This is a genomic window from Streptodolium elevatio, assembly GCF_053592165.1.
Genome location: NZ_JBSFVE010000009.1, coordinates 63,138 through 83,125 on the forward strand (window position 1 = coordinate 63,138; position 19,988 = coordinate 83,125).

Sequence of the window (19,988 nt, forward strand, 5' to 3'; positions counted from 1 at the left end):
CAACTCCCCACTCTGCCCCTACCCGCGGCTCTCCCGTTGTTTTGGCGCTGTCCGGGCGGCGCGGGGGCCACGCGGGGGGCCCCCGGGGGGTCCCGCCGCTTCGTGGGTTCCGGGCCGGGCGGAACGGCCGCGGCGAGTACGCCGAATCAGCGGCTGCCCGGGCTCCCGACCTCCCTGTCGGCGGTGGCCGGTGCGCCCGCCGCCGCGGCGACCTCCTCCTCCAGTTCGCGCAGTTGCGCCTGGGAGATCAGGCCGTGGGCGAAGTCCGCGATCACCTCCACCGGCACTCCGGCCGCCGCGCGCAGCAGCATGGGGTTTTCGGCGAGCGGTGAGGCGCCGCCGGACACCGCGGCGAGTCGGGCGAGAAGCAGCGGACCGCCCGCGGGATGGTCGAGCCACTCCCCGAGTGTGTGACGGGCGGTCAGGGGTCCGCGTGGCGGATCGCCGTCGACCGGGACGTCCACGGCGAGACGGATGTCGCGTGAGGATGCGGCGGCTTCGACCCGGTACGTTCCCCCTTCGACGCGCCAACCGTCGTCCCGCACGCTGTGGTACGCGAGATCGGTGCGCGGGAACGCGATGTCCACCTCTGCGCTTTCGCCGGGCGAGAGCGTCACGGACGCGAAGCCGCGCAGTTCGCGCACCGGCCGCTCGATCGTGGAGTCGGCCGGGGCCGCCGAGTAGATCTGTACGGTCTCGCGCCCGGCGCGGGAGCCGGTGTTCGTCACGGTGAGACGCACGACAAGGTTCGCGCCCGCCTCGTCGAACTCCACGGTCATGTCCCGGTAGGCGAACGTGGTGTAGGACATGCCGTGCCCGAACGGGAAGGAGACCGCGCGCCGGGCGGCGTCGTACCCCCGATATCCGACGAAGACGCCTTCGCCGTACCGCACATGCCCCTCGGAGCCGGGGAAGGACAGGAAACTCGGGCTGTCCTCAAGGCGTTCGGGGACGGTCTCGGCGAGTTTGCCGGACGGGTTGACGTGGCCGAACAGCACACGCGCGATCGCGCCGCCGCCGGCCTGGCCCAGGAGCCAGCCCTCGACGACGGCCGGCACATCGTCATGCCACGGACTGGTGCGGACCACCCCGCCGTTGGACAGCACCACCACGACCCGCGGATTGGCGGCCGCGACGCGCCGCAGCAGGGCGAGCTGCGTGTCGGGCAGGTCGAGGTGGTCGCGGTCGTAACCCTCGGACTCGTCCTGCCGGGGCAGTCCCAGGAACAGCACGACGGCGTCGCTCTCGGCGGCCAGGAGTGCCGCGTCGGAAGCGAGCCGTTCGGGGTCGGCGTCGGGTTGGGGACCGTCCGCCAAGGGGTATCCGGGGGCGAATTCCACGGTGGCGCCGGACGCCAGGGCGCGCAGTCGGTCGAGCGGCACGTCGACGCGGGTGGCGCTGACCTGGGAGCTACCGCCGCCCTGATAGCGCGGGGTGCGGGCGAGTTCGCCGATGACCGCGACGGTACCCGCGGACGGGTTCAGGGGCAGGAGTCCGCCGTCGTTCTTCAGCAGCACCACGCAGTTGTCGGCGACCTCGCCCGCGAGGCGGTGGTGGTCGTCGTACGGGATGCCGGTCCCGTCTCCGGACGGCCGGGCGGCCCGGCGTGCGAAGCGGACCACCCGTTCGACGGCGCGGTCGAGAACGGCCTCGTCGAGGTCGCCCGCGGCGACGGCGGCCTCGACCTCCCGGTCCGTACGGCCGCCGGTGGGCGGCATCTCCAGGTCGAGTCCGGCGCGGAGCGCGGCGACGCGGTTGCGCACGGCGCCCCAGTCGGACATGACGAGCCCGTCGAAACCCCACTCGTCGCGCAGTACGTCGGTGAGCAACCGGGCGTTCTCGGACAGAGGCACCCCATTGACGCCGTTGTAGGCGCACATGACCGCCCACGGCTTGTCGCGGCGCACGATGCGTTCGAACGCGCGCAGGTATATCTCGCGAAGGGGGCGCTCGTCGATGTCCGCGCTGATCCGCATGCGGTCGGTTTCCTGGTTGTTGGCCGCGTAGTGCTTGAGGGTCGCACCGACGCCGGCGTCTTGCAGGCCGCGCACCATTGCGCCGCCCAACTCGGCCGAATGCCACGGGTCTTCGGAGAAGTACTCGAAGTTTCGCCCGCACAGCGGTGAGCGCTTGAGGTTGACGCCGGGTCCGAGCAGGACGCCGATGCCGTGGGCCGCGGCTTCGGCGGCGATGGCCGCCCCGACGCGGTAGGCGAGGTCGACGTCCCAGCTGCTGCCGAGGGCCACGGCGGGCGGGAAGCACGTGGCCGGGGTCGCGGCACGCAGGTTCAACTGACCGGCGTCAGCGTCCTCACCCTGGAGGCGCAGCCCGTGCGGCCCGTCGGACATCGTGACCGAGGGAACTTGGGCATGTGGCACGGGTTTGCTGGTCATCTGGCCCAGTCCGCTGGTCAGGGACGCTTTCTCGGCGAGCGTCAGCTCGTGCTGGGCCACGTCGGCTCCGTTCCGTGGGCGGTGGCTACCGGCGACTACCGGTGGGCAGGCCAAAACCATAAGTTGATCGGTTTTCTGGGTCAAGGATGCCCGGAGACCATTGACTCGTAGAAACCGATCGACTTACTGTTTTGGCGCCTTGCCGGGTGGTCGAGTCGGAGGACGGCCCTCGGGCTGCCTCCTGCCGCAACATCGCTCGCCCGCGTCCGTGCCGCCGCGAAACCGGCTTCTGCGAAATCGGCCCATCGTTCGGGACCTGGTCCCCCTCCCGTCGGAGCGAACACATGACGAACCACGCCCGGAAGGCCTCTCTGGCGGTCTTCGTGACCTCCGCGCTGACCGTGTCGGGCTGCGCGGGGGGATCCGGCGGTCACTCGGCCAACACCGACAGCCTCGCCATCGCCACGCTCTCCGTGCCGCAGAGCTTCGACCCCACCACCGCGATCGGCAGCACGCTGCCGTTCTTCCAGACGGTGTACGACACGCTCCTCAAGCGCGAGCCCGACGGCACCTACAGTCCCATGCTCGCCACCACATGGGAACTGGACGCGACTCGCACGCAGTTGCGCCTGACCCTGCGCGAGGGCGTCAAATTCGCCGACGGCACACCATTCGACGCCGCCGCCGCCAAGGCGAACCTGGACCGGTTCAAGGCGACCCAGGGGTCCAACACCCGCTGGTTCAACGACCTGGACGCGGTCGACGTCGTCGACGGCACACATGTGAACCTCAAGCTCAAGCAGCCCAACCCCGCCATGCTCTACTACCTGAGCGACGCCGCGGGTCTCATGGCCAACCCGGCACGGTTCGCGCAGCCCGACAGCCTCAAGGGCGCGCCCGACGGCACCGGGCCGTACACCCTCGACAAGGGCAAGACGGTCATCGGCACCAAGTGGGCCTACGAGCGCAAGGCCGACTATTGGGGTGCCCCGCTGCCCTACAAGTCCGTCAACATCAGCGTCTTCGACAACGAGACCGCTATCGTCAACGGCGTCAAGACCGGTCAGATCGACGCCGCGCTGCTGCAACTCGCCGACCAGCAGATCGGCATCGAGTCCGACAACCGCATCAAGGCCGTGAAGCAGGAGTTCGACTTCCAGGGGATCCTGCTGTTCGACCGCGACGGCAAGATCACGCCGCAACTGAAGGACCCGCGCGTCCGGCAGGCGATCAACCTCGCCGTCGACCGGGCCACCATGGTCAGCCAGCTCCGACAGGGCCGCGGCACCGCCACCGCCCAGGTCTTCGGACCGACAAGCCCCGGCTACAAGCCGGAACTCGACAGCTACTACGCGCACGATCCGGCCAAGGCCAAGGCACTTCTTGCCGAGGCCGGCCACCCCGACGGCTTCACCCTCAAACTCCCGCGCGTCGCCACCATCATCAACGACGCACTTGCGGCCTCCCTGCAGACCGACCTCAAGGCCGTCGGCATCAACCTGGTGTGGGAGCAGGTCGAGCCCACCAAGGCCATCGACCGCATCATCCGGGGCCGGGAGTTCTCCGGCATGGTCATGAACCTCGGCCAGTCCTCCAACGACTGGGTCATCGCCAACGACCTGGTCTCGCCGGGCCCGTTCAACATCTTCGGCACCACGGATCCCACGGTCCAGGACCTGCTCGCCAAGCTCAAGACGGAAACGGGCGACCAGGAGAAGGCCGCCGCCCAGGCGCTGAACCGGCACCTGGTCGAGAACGCGTGGTTCGTCCCCTTCTATCGCATGACGTACCTGCACGTGTCCGACGGCTCCGTCGAGATCACCCCGCAGGACGGCATGGCCGTCCCCTCGATCTACAACTACAAGCCGGCCAAGTAGCCCCGACCGAAGGCCCGTGCCATGCCCCGCTTCATCGCGGCGCGGATCGCGTCGGGGGTCCTGCTCCTGTTCGTGATCTCGTTCCTGTCCTTCCTGCTGCTTTCCATCGCCGACACGGACGCCGGCCGCCAACTCCTCGGCCCGGCCGCCACCCAGGAGGCCGTCGACGCCAAGAACGCCGAACTCGGCCTGGACCGGCCGGTGGTCGAGCAATACACCGACTGGCTCGGCAACGCCCTGCGCGGTGACCTGGGCACCTCCTGGTTCACCAGCGAGGACGTGAACACCGCGATCGGCAACCGGCTGCCGGTCACCGTCAGCCTGGTCGTCGGCGTCACCGTCGTCACCACGGTCGTGTCCTTTCTGTTCGGCGTGTGGGCCGGAGTCCGAAGGGGCGGGGCGATCGACCGGACGGTGCAACTCGTCGGAGTCCTCGGACACGCCCTGCCCGGGTTCCTGGTGACCCTGGTCATGGTGCAGCTCTTCGCCGTACAGATGAACTGGTTCCCCGCGATCGGCTACACCCCGTTCGCGGAGTCGCCGAGCGGCTGGCTGTCGACGATCACGCTGCCGGTCCTGTCCCTGTCGGTCGGCACGGTCGCCGGGGTGTCCCAGCAGGTCCGCGGCGCGGTCGTCGACGCGTTGCGGCAGGACTACGTACGCACCCTGCGCGCACGCGGACTTCCGCAACACCGGGTCGTGCTCAAGCACGTCCTGCGCAACGCCTCGGCGCCCGCGCTGTCGGTCCTCGGCATGCAGTTTGTCGGCCTGCTCGGCGGTGCCGTCCTCGTCGAGCAGATCTTCGCCCTGCCGGGTATCGGCAGCATGGCAATCAGCTACACCACCCGCGGTGACATCCCGGTGATCATGGCGCTGGTCATGTTCACCGTGGTCGGAGTGGTCCTGATCAACCTGCTCGTCGACGTGCTGATCGGCTGGCTCAACCCGAAGGCGAGGGCCGCATGACCGCCGTTCTGCCCACCGACGGCGTCGCGCCGGCAGCCGCGTCCGCCACCGCCGCGCGGCACGGCGTGCTGCGCCGCCTCGTCCGGAACCCGTTGGCGCTCGGCGCGCTCGTGGTTTTCGCTCTCATAGTGCTGGGCGCGTTTTTCGCGCCCTGGATCGCTCCGGCCGACCCGAACACCGCCGTACTGCGCGATGCGTTCGCCGGGCCCGGCGGGGCACACCCGCTGGGCACCGACTCCGCGGGCCGCGACCTCTTGTCGCGCATCCTCTTCGGGGGTCGCAACACCCTGGTCGGCGCGCTCATCTCCCTCGTCGTCGCTCTGGTGCTCGGTGTCCCCTCGGGGCTCTTTGCGGGCTACTACGGCGGAAGGTTCGACGCCGCCGCGAACTGGGCGGCCAACCTCGTCATGGCGCTGCCGGCGATGGTCGTGCTGCTCGCCTCGCGAGCCGTCCTCGGCCCCACCGTCTGGGTGCTGATGGTCGTCCTCGGGTTCCTCGTCGCCCCGGCGTTCTTCCGACTGGTGAGGGGCATCGTCGCCGACGTCCGCAAGGAGCTGTACGTCGATGCCGCCCGGGTGTCGGGCCTGTCCGACACCCGCATCGTCGGCCGGCACGTGCTCATCGTCGTCCGCGGCCCGATCATCATCATGGTCGCCCTCGTCGCCGGAATCGCCATCGGCCTGCAGGCCGGACTGGAGTTCCTCGGTATCGGCAGCGGTGACACCCCGACCTGGGGCGCCATGCTCAACGAGGCGTTCCAGAACATCCAGCGCGAACCGACCCTCATGCTCTGGCCCGGACTGGCGCTCGGCCTGACCTCCAGCGCACTGGTCCTGATCGCGGCGGGGCTGCGCGACGCGCTGGAGGAACAGCGCACGCCCCCGCCCCGGCGGCGACGTCGAACACGTCGAGTCCTTTCCGGATTTCGTCCGGAACAGGCGGCGGGCAGCCCTCGCACCGACGACGCGCCCGACAGTGCCACGGACCGCCCGCACGCCGGCGAGCGCGCCGCGCTGCTTTCGGTTCGGGGACTCTCCGTGGGATACGACCTGCCCGACGGCACCCGCGAAGTCGTGCGCGGCATCGACCTGGACGTCGCCCCCGGCGAAATCGTCGGACTGGTGGGCGAGTCCGGGTCGGGGAAGACCCAGACCGCGTTCTCCGTACTCGGCCTGCTGCCCGAAGGCGGGCGCGTGCTCACCGGGAGCATCATGATCGCGGGGCGCGACATCGCCGGTCTGCCGGAGTCACGGCACCGCGAACTGCGCGGCCGAGTGGTCGGCTACGTACCGCAGGAACCGATGAGCAACCTCGACCCGTCCTTCACGATCGGCAGCCAGCTCGTCGAGCCGCTGCGGGTCGTGCTCGGACTGTCCCGCAAGGACGCCCGGGCGCGGGCGACCGAACTGCTTCGACAGGTCGAAATCCCGGAGCCGGAACGGGTCATGGGTCTGTACCCGCACGAGGTCTCGGGCGGCATGGCGCAACGGGTGCTCATCGCCGGGGCCGTCTCCTGCGATCCGGACCTGTTGATCGCCGACGAGCCCACCACCGCGCTGGACGTCCGGGTTCAGGCGGAGGTCCTGGAATTGCTGCGTCGGCTCCAGCGGGAACGCGGCATGGGCGTACTGCTGGTGACCCACAACCTCGGTGTCGTCGCCGAAATCTGCGACCGGGTCGCCGTCATGCACGACGGACGCATCGTCGAGAGCGGTGACGTGGCGCGGATTCTGCGCGCGCCGAGTGTCTCGTACACGCGTACGCTCCTCGACGCGGTCCTCGACAACGTCCCCGCCCGTGCCCCCTGGCAGCCGCACAAGGCCGGGAGCGGCGCGTGAGGCCCGCCCTGCCGACGACCATCCGGGCCATCCGTGGCACCATGAGGAGCGCCGCATGAGCGAGACGATGCTGGACGTCCGGGACCTTCGGGTGTCATACCCGGGCAAGGGCCGGCGAGCGCCGCGGGCCGAGGTGCTCAAGGGCATCAGCCTCGACATACGGCCGGGGGAAACGCTGGGCCTGGTCGGCGAATCGGGCTCCGGCAAGACGACGATCGGACGTGCCGTGCTCGGCCTTGTACCCGTGCATTCCGGCACGATCGTCTTCGACGGGGAACCGATCGAGCACGCGACGCGACGCCGCCGCCGCGAACTGGCCCGCGAACTCCAAGTGATCTTCCAGGACCCCTACACGTCGCTGAACCCGTCCCGCACCATTGGCGACACACTCGCCGAGCCGCTGTACGCCCTCGGGCTCGACCGCCGCGACGCCAGAGCGCGGATCGGCGACCTGTTGGACCGGGTACGCCTGCCCGCCGACGCCGCCGAGCGCCTGCCCCGCGAATTCTCCGGCGGCCAACGCCAGCGCGTCGCCATCGCCCGCGCCCTGGCTCCGCGCCCACGGCTGGTTGTCTGCGACGAACCGGTCTCCGCGCTGGACCTCACCACCCAGAGGACCATCCTCGACCTCCTACTGGACATTCAGGAACAGACCGGTGTGGCATACCTGTTCGTTTCCCACGATCTGGCGGTGGTCCGCGTCGTCAGCCACCGCGTCGCGGTCCTGCGGCACGGCGAGATCGTCGAGACCGGCACCACGGCCGCCGTCACCGAAGAACCGCGGCACGAGTACACCCGTGAACTCCTGCGCGCGGCACCGAAGGTGGTCGCCGCGCACCGGCCGTACAGGTGACAGTCAATTCACGCTGTGCGGCGGCGAGTTCCGGTGGCGTCCCGGCCGGGATGACGCGGCGGGGACGGATCACCGCGGCGGCGAGGGTGACGCAGCCCAGGTCGTCGGCAGCGAGCACCAGCCTTTGGGTGACCCGAGGGGCGCTCGGGTCCCGCTCGGTCGCGCAGTGCGCCTCGGCGGCGGGCAGCACCTGGGAGACCGGCGCCTCGCCGGAGGCCGCCGGTTGCAGGAGTCTCAGGCCTGAGGTGTGCTCGGTCACCGCGTACAACACGACGTTCGGCTCCGGCCCCTCGGGCTGCGGCCCCTCCGGTTCCGGTCTCTCCGGCCCCGGCGGCCCCAACGAGAAGGTCTCGGTTCGCAGTTCCAGGCCGCGAAGGCCCGGGCAGTGTGCCGGAGTTCGTCCGTTTTCAGGTCCGGCGGAGGATCGGGCTCGGGCGGGCTCAGGGGGCCCGCGGGAGTGCGCGCACCATCTACGGCTGTGTCGCAAGTGCGCGGTGTACGAGTCCAGGGGCCAGTCTGGGAGTTGCTCCATCGGTTCGGTGGCGCCGGTGGTTGCCAGGTTGTGGAGCGGGATGCGCTCTTGGAAGTAGAGGACGAGTTCGCTGGCTGCGCCTCGTGTCGCCAGGTGGCTCGGCGGAGCGCCCCGTGCGAGGTCCTCGCAGCGGACGCTGTGGGCGTCGAGGGTCAGGCGTCAGGAGCGGCCCTCGGTCGTGTGCAGGTCGATGGTCGCCGCCTTGAACCGCCAGAGGACGGTCGTCGCCGCGACGGTCGTGAGGAACTCGCCGACGCCGTCGACCGCGCGGCCGAGCGAGGGGGCGGGCAGGACGCGGCGTGTGCGTATCTGCGATGAGGAGCGGACGGGTTGAGGGCCGCCAGGGCTTTTCGCCGCCGGCGGGCGTATGCAGCCGGCCGGCGGCGAAACGAGAGGCGATCGGTGGTGCGGTGCGCTGGGTAGTGGCTACTACATGCTGAGCGCCGGTGCCGGTGTCGGTGTCGGCGTGGGAGGACTCAGCGCAGGTCGAACCGATCGAGGTTCATCACCTTGTCCCAGGCAGCGACGAAGTCGCGCACGAAGCGCGCGCCGCCGTCCTTGGAGGCGTAGATCTCGGAGATCGCCCGGAGTTGGGAGTGCGAACCGAAGACGAGGTCGACCGCGGTGGCCGTCCACTTGACCGAACCCGTGCCGCGGTCCCGACCTTCGAACACGTTCTCGGCAGTCGTGGAGGGCTTCCACTCTGTGCCCATGTCGAGCAGATTGACGAAGAAGTCGTTCGTCAACACCCCCGGGCGGTCGGTGAGCAGCCCGTGCGAGGACTGCCGGAACCCGGTGCCCAGGGCGCGCATACCTCCGACCAGCGCCGTCATCTCCGACACAGTGAGTGTCAGCAGGTTGGCACGGTCCAACAGCAGCGTCTCCGGCGAGAGCTTCTCACCGGGCCGCAGGTAGTTACGGAACCCGTCGGCGCGGGGTTCGAGGACGGAGAACGATTCCACGTCCGTCTGTTCCTGCGAGGCGTCCGTACGACCGGGCGCGAACGGGACCGTGACGTCGTGCCCGGCATCCTTCGCGGCCTGTTCGACCGCCGCGCATCCGCCCAGGACGATCAGATCGGCGAGCGAGATCTTCTTTCCGTCGGATCGCCCGTCATTGAACTCCTGGCGGATCCGGTCGAGGGACCGCACCGTGTCGGCCACCTCGGGCGGGTCGTTGGCCTCCCAGTCCTTCTGCGGCGCGAGTCGGATGCGCGCCCCGTTGGCCCCGCCGCGCTTGTCGGTGCCGCGGAAGCTCGCCGCCGCGGCCCAGGCTGTGACGACCAACTGGGGGCCGGAGAGGCCCGCGTCGAGGATCTTCGCCTTGAGGGCGGTGACCTCGGCGTCCCCGACCAGTTCGTGGTCGACCGCGGGTACGGGGTCCTGCCACAGCTGTGGTTCCGGGACCCACGGGCCGAGGTAGCGCGAGATGGGCCCCATGTCGCGGTGCAGCAGCTTGTACCAGGCCTTGGCGAAGGCCTCCGCGAGCCTTGCCGGGTTCTCGTGGAAGGACTTCGAGATGGGTCCGTAGACCGGGTCCAGTTTCAGGGCCAGGTCGGTCGTCAGCATCATCGGAGCGTGCCGCTTCGACGGGTCGTGGGCGTCCGGCACCGTGCCCTGGGCCGACGGGTCCGTGGGGGTCCACTGCTGCGCGCCGGCGGGGCTCGTCGTCAACGTCCAGTCGTAGCGGAAAAGGTTGTCGAGGTAGCCGTTGTCCCACTTCGTCGGTTCGGAGGTCCAGGCACCCTCCAGCCCGCTGGTCATCGCGTGGACCCCGCTGCCGGTGCCGTACGCGTTCCGCCAGCCGAGGCCCTGCTGTTCGAGCGGGGCGCCCTCGGGTTCCGGGCCGAGGTACGAGGGGTCGACCGCGCCGTGGCATTTGCCGAAGGTATGGCCGCCGATGATGAGAGCGACCGTTTCCTCGTCGTTCATCGCCATGCGTGCGAAGGTTTCGCGGATGTCCCGCGCGGCGGCGATCGGGTCCGGATTCCCGTTGGGCCCTTCGGGATTGACGTAGATCAAACCCATCTGGACGGCGCCGACCGGGCCGGCGAGTTCCCGGTCGCCGCTGTAGCGCTCGTCTCCGAGCCAGGTGTCCTCAGGCCCCCAGAAGATTTCCTCCGGCTCCCACACGTCCGGGCGGCCGAAAGCGAATCCGAATGTCCTGAATCCCATCGACTCCATGGCGCAGTTGCCGGCGAAGACCAGCAGGTCGGCCCAGGAGATCTGTTGCCCGTACTTTTCCTTCACCGGCCAGAGGAGACGGCGCGCCTTGTCCAGGCTCGCATTGTCCGGCCAACTGTTGAGGGGTGCGAAGCGCTGGGCGCCGCCGCCCCCGCCGCCCCGGCCATCGGCGATACGGTATGTTCCCGCGGCATGCCAGCTCATACGGATGAAAAGCGGTCCGTAGTGGCCGTAGTCCGCAGGCCACCAGTCCTGGGACGTCGTCATCACCGCGAAGACATCCGCTTTCAGCGCGTCGACGTCGAGCTTCGCGAACTCTTTCGCGTAGTCGAAATCCCCGCCCAACGGCTCGGACCGGGTGGAATGCTGGCGTAGTACCTGAAGATCCAGCTGTTGCGGCCACCAGTCCCGGTTTGTTCTCGGACGCGTGGTCGCGGGGGTGGGGGAGGGGATCGCTGGATTTTCGCTCTCGCTACCGGACACGCCCGCCTTCTTCCTCACTCGGTGCTTGTGTGCGGCCGCAGCGCCCACGCCTCCCGGGATTTCCTTCCGGCCCGGGGCGGGACACGTGCCCGCTGCCCCGATATTCGCGCACCGAAAGCCGTACACCTGGGAGGACACGCAGAGCGCGACCCGCCCGATGAGCGTTCGCCGGTTCCGCTCCCCGGAAAGGCGACAGGGTGCGACGCGGCGCAACGAAAAGGTGCAACACCGCAGGCTTCGTGAGTGTCCACTGCGCGCGGCATGGCGCCCCCATCGGCGTCGTCATGGGGAAGCCGCCCTCGCGTGCTTGCCGGCGTCGGGCTGATGGGACCGGGCCGTTCTCCACGTCCGCCACGGGATCCGTCAGGATCGTTCCCCCGCACGGCGCACCCGCGAAACGAGCCGACGATGACTCCGGTCGTTCCCAGCCCGACATCAACGGGCATTTCCGGCCGCGGGCGGCGCGCGAGCAGCCTGCCTGACCGCGCTGCCCGTCCGCACCGCGGCGAGAACGACGCGCTCCCCCTCGCCGGGATCGGCCTCGTCCCGAGCCGCCTGCGGCATGACCGCGGACATGCTGCAAGTCTGTTTGAACGGTGCCAGGACCCATGCCGAATGCGCTCCTCTACCGCCGACGGGCCCGCTGCCGCGCGGGGTTCCGGATCCTCGCCGAGTCCTCGTTGGTGCCGGCCGCGACGTGATCAGGCAGTCATTCGGGCAGTTCGATATCGGGACGGAGACGCCGCCTTGCCCATGAACCAGGCGTTCCGTCTCCGGGCGTCTCCGCTGGAGCTCCGGGTCGCGTGACCCCGGCCGGGGAAATCAGTGGAGGGGTGAGCGGAATGGATCAAGGGCTGATGGTGTGCTGAGGTATGGCGATCCAGGTGTGGCGTGCTCGGAGGAGTGGTGGTCGTGGGGGAGTTGGAGAAGTTGAAGATGGACCTGGTCGAGTACGGCGTGCGGTACCAGGAGGCGAGGAACGCCGAACTGGAAGTGCTGCGTCAACTCAAGGTCGCAGTCGTCGCCGCGATGGCGGCCGGACTCACGCCGGGACAGGCAGCCGAATTTGCGGGCATCCGGGCGGGAACGGCGCGGCGGTGGCGTACCGAGGAACGGGCCGATCAAGGACGAACGCCTCCTGATTCCATGTGAGTTCGCACCTTGCGGTGGATCGGGGCGCCCAGGAAGCCCACGGTCGTTCGTCTGAACTCAAGAGCTTTGAAAGCGGCCGTACGAGTGCCGGGGACTCCTGCGTACGAGCCGTTCGCGAGCGTGGCGGCCGGCCCGGCCGGACTCTCGTCGGCGCCACCGCCGTCGACGCCTGGGCCCGACGGGCCGGCCAACGTGCGGTCAGTTGACCGCGCGGTCGCGCGCGCCGAGGTGCCGGCCGGGACCGACGGTCTCGCCGTCGGCGTTGCGGGACACGCGCTCGATGTCGGAGATCGCATGAGTGCTGAAGCTGTTGTCAGTCACCGCCTGGCATTTCTGCCGGCGCCGGCGCGGCGACGAGCCTTGCTCCCGAGCGTGGTGTACGACGGGATGGGACAGCTGCGATGTCAAAGGTACGGACAGGCAACATCGCCCCCGGTTCGGTGTCGCGACGCCACAGAGTGCTCGGACCGCGTGGCCGCCGATGCGCCGTTCATGGTGTCGGCCCGTCGCTGCGGACGCTGCGGAACCCGCGGTGCCGACTCGGCGCGTCGACCAGGCGGGTGCCATCCTCTTTGCACAGCCGAGAAACGCCCTGCAAGACCCCCGCCAGCCCGATGACGCCGACCGCCCACACGGAGCCCGACACGACGGTGTGCCCGCCTGCGGACGCCTCTGGATACCGGTTCATCAGAAGGACCCACACCACCAGTACGGCGATCCCGGTATGCAGGACGGCGGTCCACGCGACGCGTCGCCTCCGCAACGCCGAACGCGACCACACCCGGTAGACGAACCGCGCACCGCACGCGGAGCACCGCCCCTCGACGTCGTCGGCGCCACGTACAGGACGAGGCGACACCACCGTCGTCATGGCGTAGGTGATGCGCTCGAACATGCCTGCGCCCCGCGGGTTTTCATGGCCCAGCCGCAGCGTGACGCCACTGTGCGCGTCACTGCCCACCGGAGCCTCCGGCGCACGCATCACGCCCGTACTCCGCCGCGCTGTCCAACCTTCGCCGGCCCACGTCACCGCCCCCTGTTCGGCCTCTGCTGTGAAGCACGCTCCGTCCGCCACTGTCCGCGCGTCCGCGTCCCGGGCACCAGGGACCGCCGTCCCCGGACGCCGGGAACGCCGGCCCGTGGCTGGGGACCGATCAGTGTGTGTCTGCGGCGAGGTTGTACTGCGGCAGTGCGATTTGTCCGGCCTTGGCGAACTGTGCGGCGAGCAGGTTCCGCATCGGCCAGCGGGTCGTCGACCGCATCGAGAGGTCGCGCAGCCGGATGCCGAGCCGACTCGACGGTGCGTACCCGGCGGCTCCGCCGGGCGGCAACTGCTGGGCCTGGCGTACGTACGGGCGCATCACCGTGTCGTAGCGCCGGAGGGCGGCACCGTGGTCGCCTTTGGCGGCGGCGAGTTCACCGGCCAGGACGTAGGCGCCGACCAGGGCAAGGCTGGTCCCGAGGCCGGTCAGCGGGGTCGCGCAGTATCCGGCGTCGCCGAGCAGCGCCACGCGGCCGCGCGACCAACTGTCGAGGCGGACTTGGCCCATGGAGTCGAAGAGGAAGTCCGGGGCGGTGTGCATCGCCCTCAGCAGGCGCGGGGTCTCCCAGCCGACGTGGGCGAAGCGCCGGGCTACGAGTTCCTGTTGGGCGGTGGTGTCGCGGCGGTCGTAGGTCAGTGGTGGTGAGCGGAAGCTGATGCCGGCGTTGATCTCGCCGGGCAGGCGGCCGGGTCGGGCGGAGACGACCAGGCCGCCGGGCGCGTTGTGCATCAGGAACCAGCCGTCGAGGTCCAGGCTGTCGAGGGCGGTGAACCAGGCCGTGTAAAGGCCGATCGGGTGGACGAAGTCCCGCTCCGGGCCGAAGGCGAGCGCGCGGACCACGGAGTGCGGTCCGTCCGCGCCGACGACCAGCCCGAAGCGGCGCGGCGCGGCGTTCTCGAAGGTGGCGGTGACCGCGTCCGTGTCCTGGTGGATGTCGGTGACGGTGTCGTCGAAGAGGTATTCCGTGTCCGGCAGGGTGGCCTCGTACAGCAGACGGGCGAGGTCGCCGCGGAGGATTTCGATCTCGGAGACGATTCCCTCGCCGCCGAAGCCGTCGGCGGGCAATCGCGCGGTGGTCCGGCCGGAGGCGTCCACGAGGGCGAGGCCGCGCTGGTCCACGCTCTGCGCTCTGGCCTGGTCCATCAGCCCCATTCGTTCGACCACGGTGCGGCCGGCGCCGCGCAGATCCACGGTCTGCCCGCCCGGCCGGGGTGCCGGCGCGCGTTCCACGATGGTGACCGTGAAGCCTCCCCTGCGTAGCCAGTACGCCAGCGCGGGACCTGCGATACCGGCACCGCAAATGAGTATCTCGTTGTTCGGCATGGCGGGAATGTACGCTGTACGCCGAGCGATACGCAATCACGAAATGCCTTTTCCAGATGGTGTATTGGATAGTGCTGCACTAGTGCGTAGAGGCAAGAAGGGCCCTGCTACCCGGGGCCGTCCGGCGTCGGTGGCTAGGATGGCGCCCATAAAAGTGCACTAGTGCGGAGGGTTGTCGGTGAGCGGACGGGCGGTACCGCGCTACAGCCGGATCGTCGCCGAACTGCGGCGGCGGATCGAGACGGGCGAACTGGCGCCGGGGGATCGCGTGCCCTCGACCCGGGAGATCATGCGGCAGTGGGGCGTCGCCATGGCGACCGCGACCAAGGTACTCACCGAACTGCGCCGTGAAGGCAGGGTCCGAGCCGTCCCGGGCGTCGGGACAGTCGTCGCGGCCCCGAGCCGCCCGGGACGGGCAGCCCGGCCCACGGCCCCCGCACGCCCGGGTGAGCCGTCCGATGAGTCCTCGGTCCAGGCGGCGCTCACGCTCGGACGGATCGTCGACGCAGGCGTCACGGTCGCCGACACCGAAGGGCTGGCCGCGGTCACCATGCGCCGGGTGGCCGCCGAGCTCGGGGTGGCGACCATGTCGCTGTACCGGCACGTGGCCGACAAGGACGACCTGCTGACGCGGATGATGGACAGCGTCATCGCACAGCACCCGCTGCCCGCCGACCCTCCGCCGGGCTGGAGGGAGGCGATCGAACTGGCCGCCCGGCAGCTCTGGGACCTGTTCCGCCGACACCCCTGGCTCGCACCGGCGCTGTCCATCACACGTCCGCCCGTGATCACCTCGGCACTGCCGTACGGCGAGTGGATGTTGGCGATCCTGCACGCCCACGGACTCGACCTGCACTCCGCCTTCACCGCGCACCTCGCGCTGCTCAACTACGCTCGCGGCATCGCCGTCAACCTGGAGACGGAGCGGGAGGCCGAAGCGCACAGCGGACTGGACAGCGAGGAGTGGATGGACACCCAGGAGCCCGCGCTCCTGGCGGTATTGGCCACCGGCCGGTTCCCCGAGCTCTCCGACCTCGCCGCGGTCGGCTACGACCTCGACCTCGATGCCCTCTTCGAGTTCGGCCTCCAGTGCCTCCTCGGCGGCCTCGCCTCACTCCTCGACCAGCGTTCCGCCGGCCGGCCTGGCCAGGCGCTTTCCGGTGGATCATCGTGCCGCCCAGACGCGGATGGCGGCGATGGCGAGCCTGCGCGGTAGATGGTGGCGTTCTTGTCGTATCGCGTCGCCCCCACGCCGCACCACTGCTTTGAGCTGTTGATACAGCGTTCGACGGTGTTGCGCTCCTTGTAGGCCTCACAGCGGTGTCGGCGCGGCCGACTGCCGCGTCGGCCGCGCCGCTTGCGGTCGGCTTGCTCCCTTACGGGTACGCCGAAGCCGCCCGCGCCACCGCCGTACCGGCACCGCTTCGGCAACACGAGCCCGGGCCGATCACGCCGAGCGGGAGCGGTCGGCCGGACAGGCCCGGGTGACCGGCAAATCGCGGCCGCCCCGCCGCCGCCGACTCCGCAGGCGCTGCGCGACAATCGTGCTCGTGAATCCGCCTCCCGGTACCCGGCGCTTCCTCGTCGGCACGGTGCTCGTCGCGCTGCTCGTCGCGACCGCGACCGCCGTGGCCGTGCGCCCGTACCTGCATCCCCGACAGGCGGCGCGGAACGTCGTTCCGCTTGCCGAGTTGGGCAGTGCGCCGCCGCCTGCCGGGACCGCCGTGCAGTTCGTCGCGCACCAGGACGACGACCTGTACTTCATGAACCCGGACGTGGCGCGCACCATCGCCTCCGGCGCGGGCTCCGTCACCGTGTATCTGACGGCGGGCGAGTCGGACGGACGCAACGGTCCCGGTGCACGTCGCGATCCGCGCGCGTACGCGGCCGCCCGCAACAACGGCGCACGCGCCGCGCACGCGGCCATGGCCACCGGCGACCGGAGCTCCCCATGGCACCGGCAGAGCGTGCGTCTACGGGGCGGGGCCGTGGCCGAACTCGACACGCTGGTGGCCGCCCCGCGCGTGCGCCTGCTTTTCCTGAACACGAGCAAACAGGAGAAGTTCATGTCCCGGACGGCGCGGCTGCGCACCCTCTGGGACGGCTCCGACAAGGAGCTGAGCACCCTGGTGCCGGACGGCAGCCGGGCGGGCGGGCCGTACACCTATACCCGGGCCGAACTGATCGCGTCGCTCGCCGATCTGCTCCGCACGGTGCGGCCGACCCTGATCCGCACCATGGACCCCGACCCCGACCACCAGGTGCACGACGCCCGGCATCCGCGGGGCACCGACTTCGGCGACCACTCGGACCACCAGGACCACACCGCCGCCGCGCTGTTCGCGTGGGAGGCGCTGCGCGAGTACGCGGGCCCGGGCGGTGGCCGGCATGTGACGGTGACGGCGTACCGCGGCTATTACAACGAACGCTGGCCGGCCAACCTCGGGCCCGGCGCGCTCGCCGCGAAGCGCGGGCCGCTGGACATCTACGGGTGGGCGGACGGCGAGGACTACTGCAAGGACCCCGCGGGCTGCGGCGACCGCAAGGTCGGCGGGCGGGCGCTCGACGGACCGTGGCCGCGCAGCACCACGTACCGGTATCCCGCGGGCGGCCTCTTGCTGGCCGCCGAACCGGACCGGCGGCTCAGCGCCTGGGCGGTGGTGGACGGCGCCGTCGCGCGGTGGCGCGAGTCGGCGCCCGGCAGCGGCGAATGGCACGGCCCCGAGATGTTCGCGGGCCCGGGAGAGGGCGTGCTCGCGCCGGGGCTCGCACTGGTACGCACCCCCGACGGGCGCATGCACGTCTTCGCGCTGCGCATCGCGCCCGGCGGCAAAGGGCGTCCACAACGGCAGGACATCGTGGGTGCCGTGGAGACCGTTCCCGGCGGTGCGCTCGGCGGCTGGTCCTCGCTCGGCGCGCCCGATCCGACGGGCGGTCCGCCCGGCGCCGCCGACGGACACGGGGTGGGCGAGCCGGTCGCGGCCGCGGGCGGCGACGGTCGGCTGCATGTATTCGTGCGCGACCACAGCAAGGGCGTGTCGACGCGGGTGATGTCGGCGAGCGGGGCCGGCAAGGACGGCGGCTGGGGTCCGTGGGCCGCGCTCGGCGGCGGCGACGTCGTCGAGGGGCTGACCGCCGTGACCGCGGCCGACGGGCACGTCGAAGTGTTCGGCACCGGGCGGGACTCCGTACACCGCTGGTCCCAGGCCGTCGACGGGACGGTGCGCGTCAACGCCGAACTGCCCGCCGATCGGCCGGTGGGGCCGCCCGCGGTGACACGGGACGCGGAAGGGCGCCTGCTGGTGGTGCACCGGGAGGCGGGGTCGGGGCGCGTCGTCGTGGTGCGCCAGCACGCGTCGGGCGCGGGGTGGGAGGAGCCGTTCGTGCTGCCGGCCACCGCGGGGACGGATGCGGACCCGGCCGGGTTCGGGGCGGTGGCCGCGGACGGCGGCGGGGTGGCCGGTCCCGTGGTGGCGGCCCGTACCTGCCACGGGGCGGTGCAGACGGCGGCGCTGTCAAGTGCGGTGTCCGCGGCGGCACTTCCGGCCCTTCCGGGGCCGGTGGTGGTCGGCCCGGCGGTCGCCACGGACGCCGGCGGCCGGACGGTCGTCGCCGGGCTGCGTACGGACGGCACGCTGGTGGTCGCGGCCGACTCGCCGGGGGCGGGATCGGGTCAGGCGGCGCGGGGGTGATCGGCGCGAGCTGCCCCTTAACCCGGTGCCCGTCGCGGTCTTGACGTCCATCGCGGTCGGTCAGGGGGGCGGACCGGGGCGGCGCGCCGTCGGCAGCCGGGCCGGCGGGAAACGGGTCCGCGATGCCGGAGAGCGCGTGAACGAAGCGGCGCCAGTAGGTCGCGGACAGACGAACGCCTTAACGAGAAGGAGTTCAATCCGCGGGCTGATCGACGCGTACTCGATCACGCCGGCCACGGACGGGGCCGAGAACTCCGACTGAGGATCCGGCGGAGCCTCTGACCCTCAGGCGCGTGGCCGAGGCGGTTGACCCGGCTTCAATGGCTCTGTACTGCTACTTCCCCGAGCGCGACGATCTGCTGCATGCGGTCGCCGACCGGGTGACAGAGCGCATGCGGTTCACACCGTCGCCAGACCGGCGTTTCCACGTTCGCCTCCGCGTTGCGCACGAACCACGCCACAGGTTGTCCGCAGCGATGCTCGAGCGGACGAAACCCCGCCGTACCCGTGCGCACCGGCGTGCCGCTGAATTCCTATTCCCACACGGTAATTTGGAAGCGAACGGGCGCCCCGATGGACACGCCGCTGATGACGCGCAGGTAGGCAATGTGCCCTTCATCCGTCTCGACGCACAGACGTGTTCCCCGGACGAGGTCGCCGCTGTTGTAGGTGCCGCGCTTGTCCACGGCTTCCTCGCAGTCCGACGGGGTGGGGTCGGGGCCTTCGGGGGGCAGGAGGCCGATGGTGTTGGTCGAGCCCTCGGATTGGAGGCTGGGGTCGCCGAGGTTGAAGAGCGCGACGACGTCCGCGCTTTTGTTGGACTGGGTCGCCATCGGGGGTGCGGTGTCCAGTTCGAGGTAGCTCTTGGCGGAGTCGATGGTCACCTCGACGGGGCCGACGAGTACCTTGCGCGGTGCGTCCGCCGCCGGTGGGGCGGGCTCCTGCGGCGCGGTCGGCCCCGGACGGGAACCGGGCCCGGTCGCGGTGGGCGGCCGGTCGGTCCCGGCGTCCGACGCGCCGGAGTCCGACGACGGGTTGGCGGCCCAGATGGTCACCACGATCCCGATGACCGGAATGACGATCCCGACGATCCACCACGCCCACTTCGGCTGGCTCTGCATGATCACGAACCCCTCGTACGCGTTCCCGGAAGCGTCGCGACGCTACCAGCGAAAGCACGGCACCGATGCCAGGGAATCCCTCAACCGCTGCGCGTTCCCCCGGGGCCCGCACGTCACACGGTGTGCGGGCCCGGCCAGGTGCGCCCGCGTGGTGCCGCGAGCTCGTTGCCCCTGCGGGGCTCTCCGACATCGAGATCACCACGAACCCACCAGGCAGGCCGCGGCCTGCAAGCCGTGACTGTGCGCGCGGTCCGTACGCGACCGGCCGTGGGCCCAAGGCGAACCGGACGAGCCGTCCCAGTGATGGTCCGTCGCTCTTCGATGACAAGATCTGCGGTCATGTCACGTCCCATGTCCGTTGAAGCCTGCGAACCTCACGATCCTCGCGGGCGGGCAGGGCTGTTCTCGCGGCCGTCGCGCGCGGTCCCGGACGGTAGCGCGGCGGTTGACCCGCGGCCTTCGCGGCGGCGGATGTTGCTGGGCCTCCTTGCGACCGGCGGCGCGCTCGCCGTGGCATGCGGTGGAGGAGCCG

General features: G+C 70.7%; 15 protein-coding genes. 7 read left to right on the top strand and 8 right to left on the bottom strand.

Annotated elements, in window-relative coordinates:
* Positions 1-146 precede the first annotated feature (146 nt).
* Positions 147-2,393 carry a glycoside hydrolase family 3 C-terminal domain-containing protein gene (locus ACWD12_RS18035; protein WP_450100518.1) on the bottom strand — a complete coding sequence of 749 codons (2,247 nt, stop codon included), beginning with the start codon at positions 2,391-2,393 and terminating at the stop codon, positions 147-149.
* Between the two features lie 344 nt (positions 2,394-2,737).
* Between ACWD12_RS18035 and ACWD12_RS18040 the strand changes: the two genes are divergently transcribed.
* The 4 genes from ACWD12_RS18040 to ACWD12_RS18055 are packed head-to-tail and all read left to right on the top strand — an operon-like array spanning position 2,738 to position 7,927.
* A complete protein-coding gene (locus ACWD12_RS18040) occupies positions 2,738-4,270 on the top strand; it encodes an ABC transporter substrate-binding protein (protein ID WP_450100317.1) in 1,533 nt (510 codons plus the stop codon).
* Positions 4,271-4,291: 21 nt separating this feature from the next.
* On the top strand, positions 4,292-5,236 hold the full coding sequence (locus ACWD12_RS18045) for an ABC transporter permease (RefSeq protein ID WP_358355441.1): 945 nt from the start codon (positions 4,292-4,294) through the stop codon (positions 5,234-5,236).
* Positions 5,233-7,074: a dipeptide/oligopeptide/nickel ABC transporter permease/ATP-binding protein gene (locus ACWD12_RS18050; RefSeq protein ID WP_450100318.1), complete on the top strand. Its 1,842-nt coding sequence runs from the start codon at positions 5,233-5,235 to the stop codon at positions 7,072-7,074. The genes ACWD12_RS18045 and ACWD12_RS18050 overlap by 4 nt, the downstream gene beginning before the upstream one ends.
* Positions 7,075-7,129: 55 nt before the next feature.
* A complete protein-coding gene (locus ACWD12_RS18055) occupies positions 7,130-7,927 on the top strand; it encodes an ABC transporter ATP-binding protein (RefSeq protein ID WP_450100319.1) in 798 nt (265 codons plus the stop codon).
* On the opposite strand, the gene ACWD12_RS18060 is transcribed toward ACWD12_RS18055, so the two are convergent.
* The 3 genes from ACWD12_RS18060 to ACWD12_RS18070 form a co-directional block, all read right to left on the bottom strand.
* Positions 7,842-8,459 (bottom strand): toxin TcdB middle/C-terminal domain-containing protein, encoded by a 618-nt coding sequence (locus ACWD12_RS18060; protein ID WP_450100320.1) that lies wholly within the window; start codon positions 8,457-8,459, stop codon positions 7,842-7,844. The two genes, ACWD12_RS18055 and ACWD12_RS18060, sit on opposite strands and share 86 nt — an antisense overlap.
* 476 nt (positions 8,460-8,935) lie before the next feature.
* Positions 8,936-11,125 carry a catalase/peroxidase HPI gene (gene katG / locus ACWD12_RS18065; RefSeq protein ID WP_450100321.1) on the bottom strand — a complete coding sequence of 730 codons (2,190 nt, stop codon included), beginning with the start codon at positions 11,123-11,125 and terminating at the stop codon, positions 8,936-8,938.
* A 435-nt stretch (positions 11,126-11,560) separates the two neighbouring features.
* Positions 11,561-11,701: a hypothetical protein gene (locus tag ACWD12_RS18070; RefSeq protein ID WP_450100322.1), complete on the bottom strand. Its 141-nt coding sequence runs from the start codon at positions 11,699-11,701 to the stop codon at positions 11,561-11,563.
* A 315-nt stretch (positions 11,702-12,016) separates the two neighbouring features.
* Between ACWD12_RS18070 and ACWD12_RS18075 the strand changes: the two genes are divergently transcribed.
* Positions 12,017-12,277, top strand: coding sequence for a hypothetical protein (locus ACWD12_RS18075; protein ID WP_450100323.1), 261 nt, complete (start codon positions 12,017-12,019; stop codon positions 12,275-12,277).
* Between the two features lie 198 nt (positions 12,278-12,475).
* Here the strand turns inward: ACWD12_RS18075 and ACWD12_RS18080 are convergent, their stop codons facing one another.
* The 3 genes from ACWD12_RS18080 to ACWD12_RS18090 all read right to left on the bottom strand — a co-directional run bounded on the left by ACWD12_RS18080 (position 12,476) and on the right by ACWD12_RS18090 (position 14,643).
* Entirely contained in the window at positions 12,476-12,598 is a 123-nt protein-coding gene (locus tag ACWD12_RS18080; protein ID WP_450100324.1) for a hypothetical protein, read from the bottom strand.
* Between the two features lie 169 nt (positions 12,599-12,767).
* The gene (locus tag ACWD12_RS18085; RefSeq protein WP_450100325.1) at positions 12,768-13,172 is read right to left on the bottom strand and encodes a hypothetical protein; all 405 of its coding nucleotides are present in this window, start codon (positions 13,170-13,172) and stop codon (positions 12,768-12,770) included.
* 259 nt (positions 13,173-13,431) lie between these two features.
* Positions 13,432-14,643 (bottom strand): FAD-dependent monooxygenase, encoded by a 1,212-nt coding sequence (locus ACWD12_RS18090; protein ID WP_450100326.1) that lies wholly within the window; start codon positions 14,641-14,643, stop codon positions 13,432-13,434.
* A gap of 178 nt (positions 14,644-14,821) precedes the next feature.
* Between ACWD12_RS18090 and ACWD12_RS18095 the strand changes: the two genes are divergently transcribed.
* Positions 14,822-15,859: a TetR/AcrR family transcriptional regulator C-terminal domain-containing protein gene (locus ACWD12_RS18095; RefSeq protein ID WP_450100327.1), complete on the top strand. Its 1,038-nt coding sequence runs from the start codon at positions 14,822-14,824 to the stop codon at positions 15,857-15,859.
* 334 nt (positions 15,860-16,193) lie between these two features.
* A complete protein-coding gene (locus ACWD12_RS18100) occupies positions 16,194-18,335 on the top strand; it encodes a PIG-L family deacetylase (protein ID WP_450100328.1) in 2,142 nt (713 codons plus the stop codon).
* 533 nt (positions 18,336-18,868) lie between these two features.
* Here ACWD12_RS18100 and ACWD12_RS18105 read toward each other — a convergent pair.
* Positions 18,869-19,462, bottom strand: coding sequence for a hypothetical protein (locus ACWD12_RS18105; protein WP_450100329.1), 594 nt, complete (start codon positions 19,460-19,462; stop codon positions 18,869-18,871).
* Positions 19,463-19,988: the final 526 nt, after the last annotated feature.

What these genes read in the sequence shown, in the direction of transcription:
- ACWD12_RS18035 (WP_450100518.1), bottom strand. Translation starts at nt 2,393, where the DNA reads ATGACCAGCAAACCCGTGCCACATGCCCAAGTTCCCTCGGTCACGATG.
- ACWD12_RS18040 (WP_450100317.1), top strand. Translation starts at nt 2,738, where the DNA reads ATGACGAACCACGCCCGGAAGGCCTCTCTGGCGGTCTTCGTGACCTCC.
- ACWD12_RS18045 (WP_358355441.1), top strand. Translation starts at nt 4,292, where the DNA reads ATGCCCCGCTTCATCGCGGCGCGGATCGCGTCGGGGGTCCTGCTCCTG.
- ACWD12_RS18050 (WP_450100318.1), top strand. Translation starts at nt 5,233, where the DNA reads ATGACCGCCGTTCTGCCCACCGACGGCGTCGCGCCGGCAGCCGCGTCC.
- ACWD12_RS18055 (WP_450100319.1), top strand. Translation starts at nt 7,130, where the DNA reads ATGAGCGAGACGATGCTGGACGTCCGGGACCTTCGGGTGTCATACCCG.
- ACWD12_RS18060 (WP_450100320.1), bottom strand. Translation starts at nt 8,459, where the DNA reads ATGGAGCAACTCCCAGACTGGCCCCTGGACTCGTACACCGCGCACTTG.
- ACWD12_RS18070 (WP_450100322.1), bottom strand. Translation starts at nt 11,701, where the DNA reads ATGTCCGCGGTCATGCCGCAGGCGGCTCGGGACGAGGCCGATCCCGGC.
- ACWD12_RS18085 (WP_450100325.1), bottom strand. Translation starts at nt 13,172, where the DNA reads ATGTTCGAGCGCATCACCTACGCCATGACGACGGTGGTGTCGCCTCGT.
- ACWD12_RS18090 (WP_450100326.1), bottom strand. Translation starts at nt 14,643, where the DNA reads ATGCCGAACAACGAGATACTCATTTGCGGTGCCGGTATCGCAGGTCCC.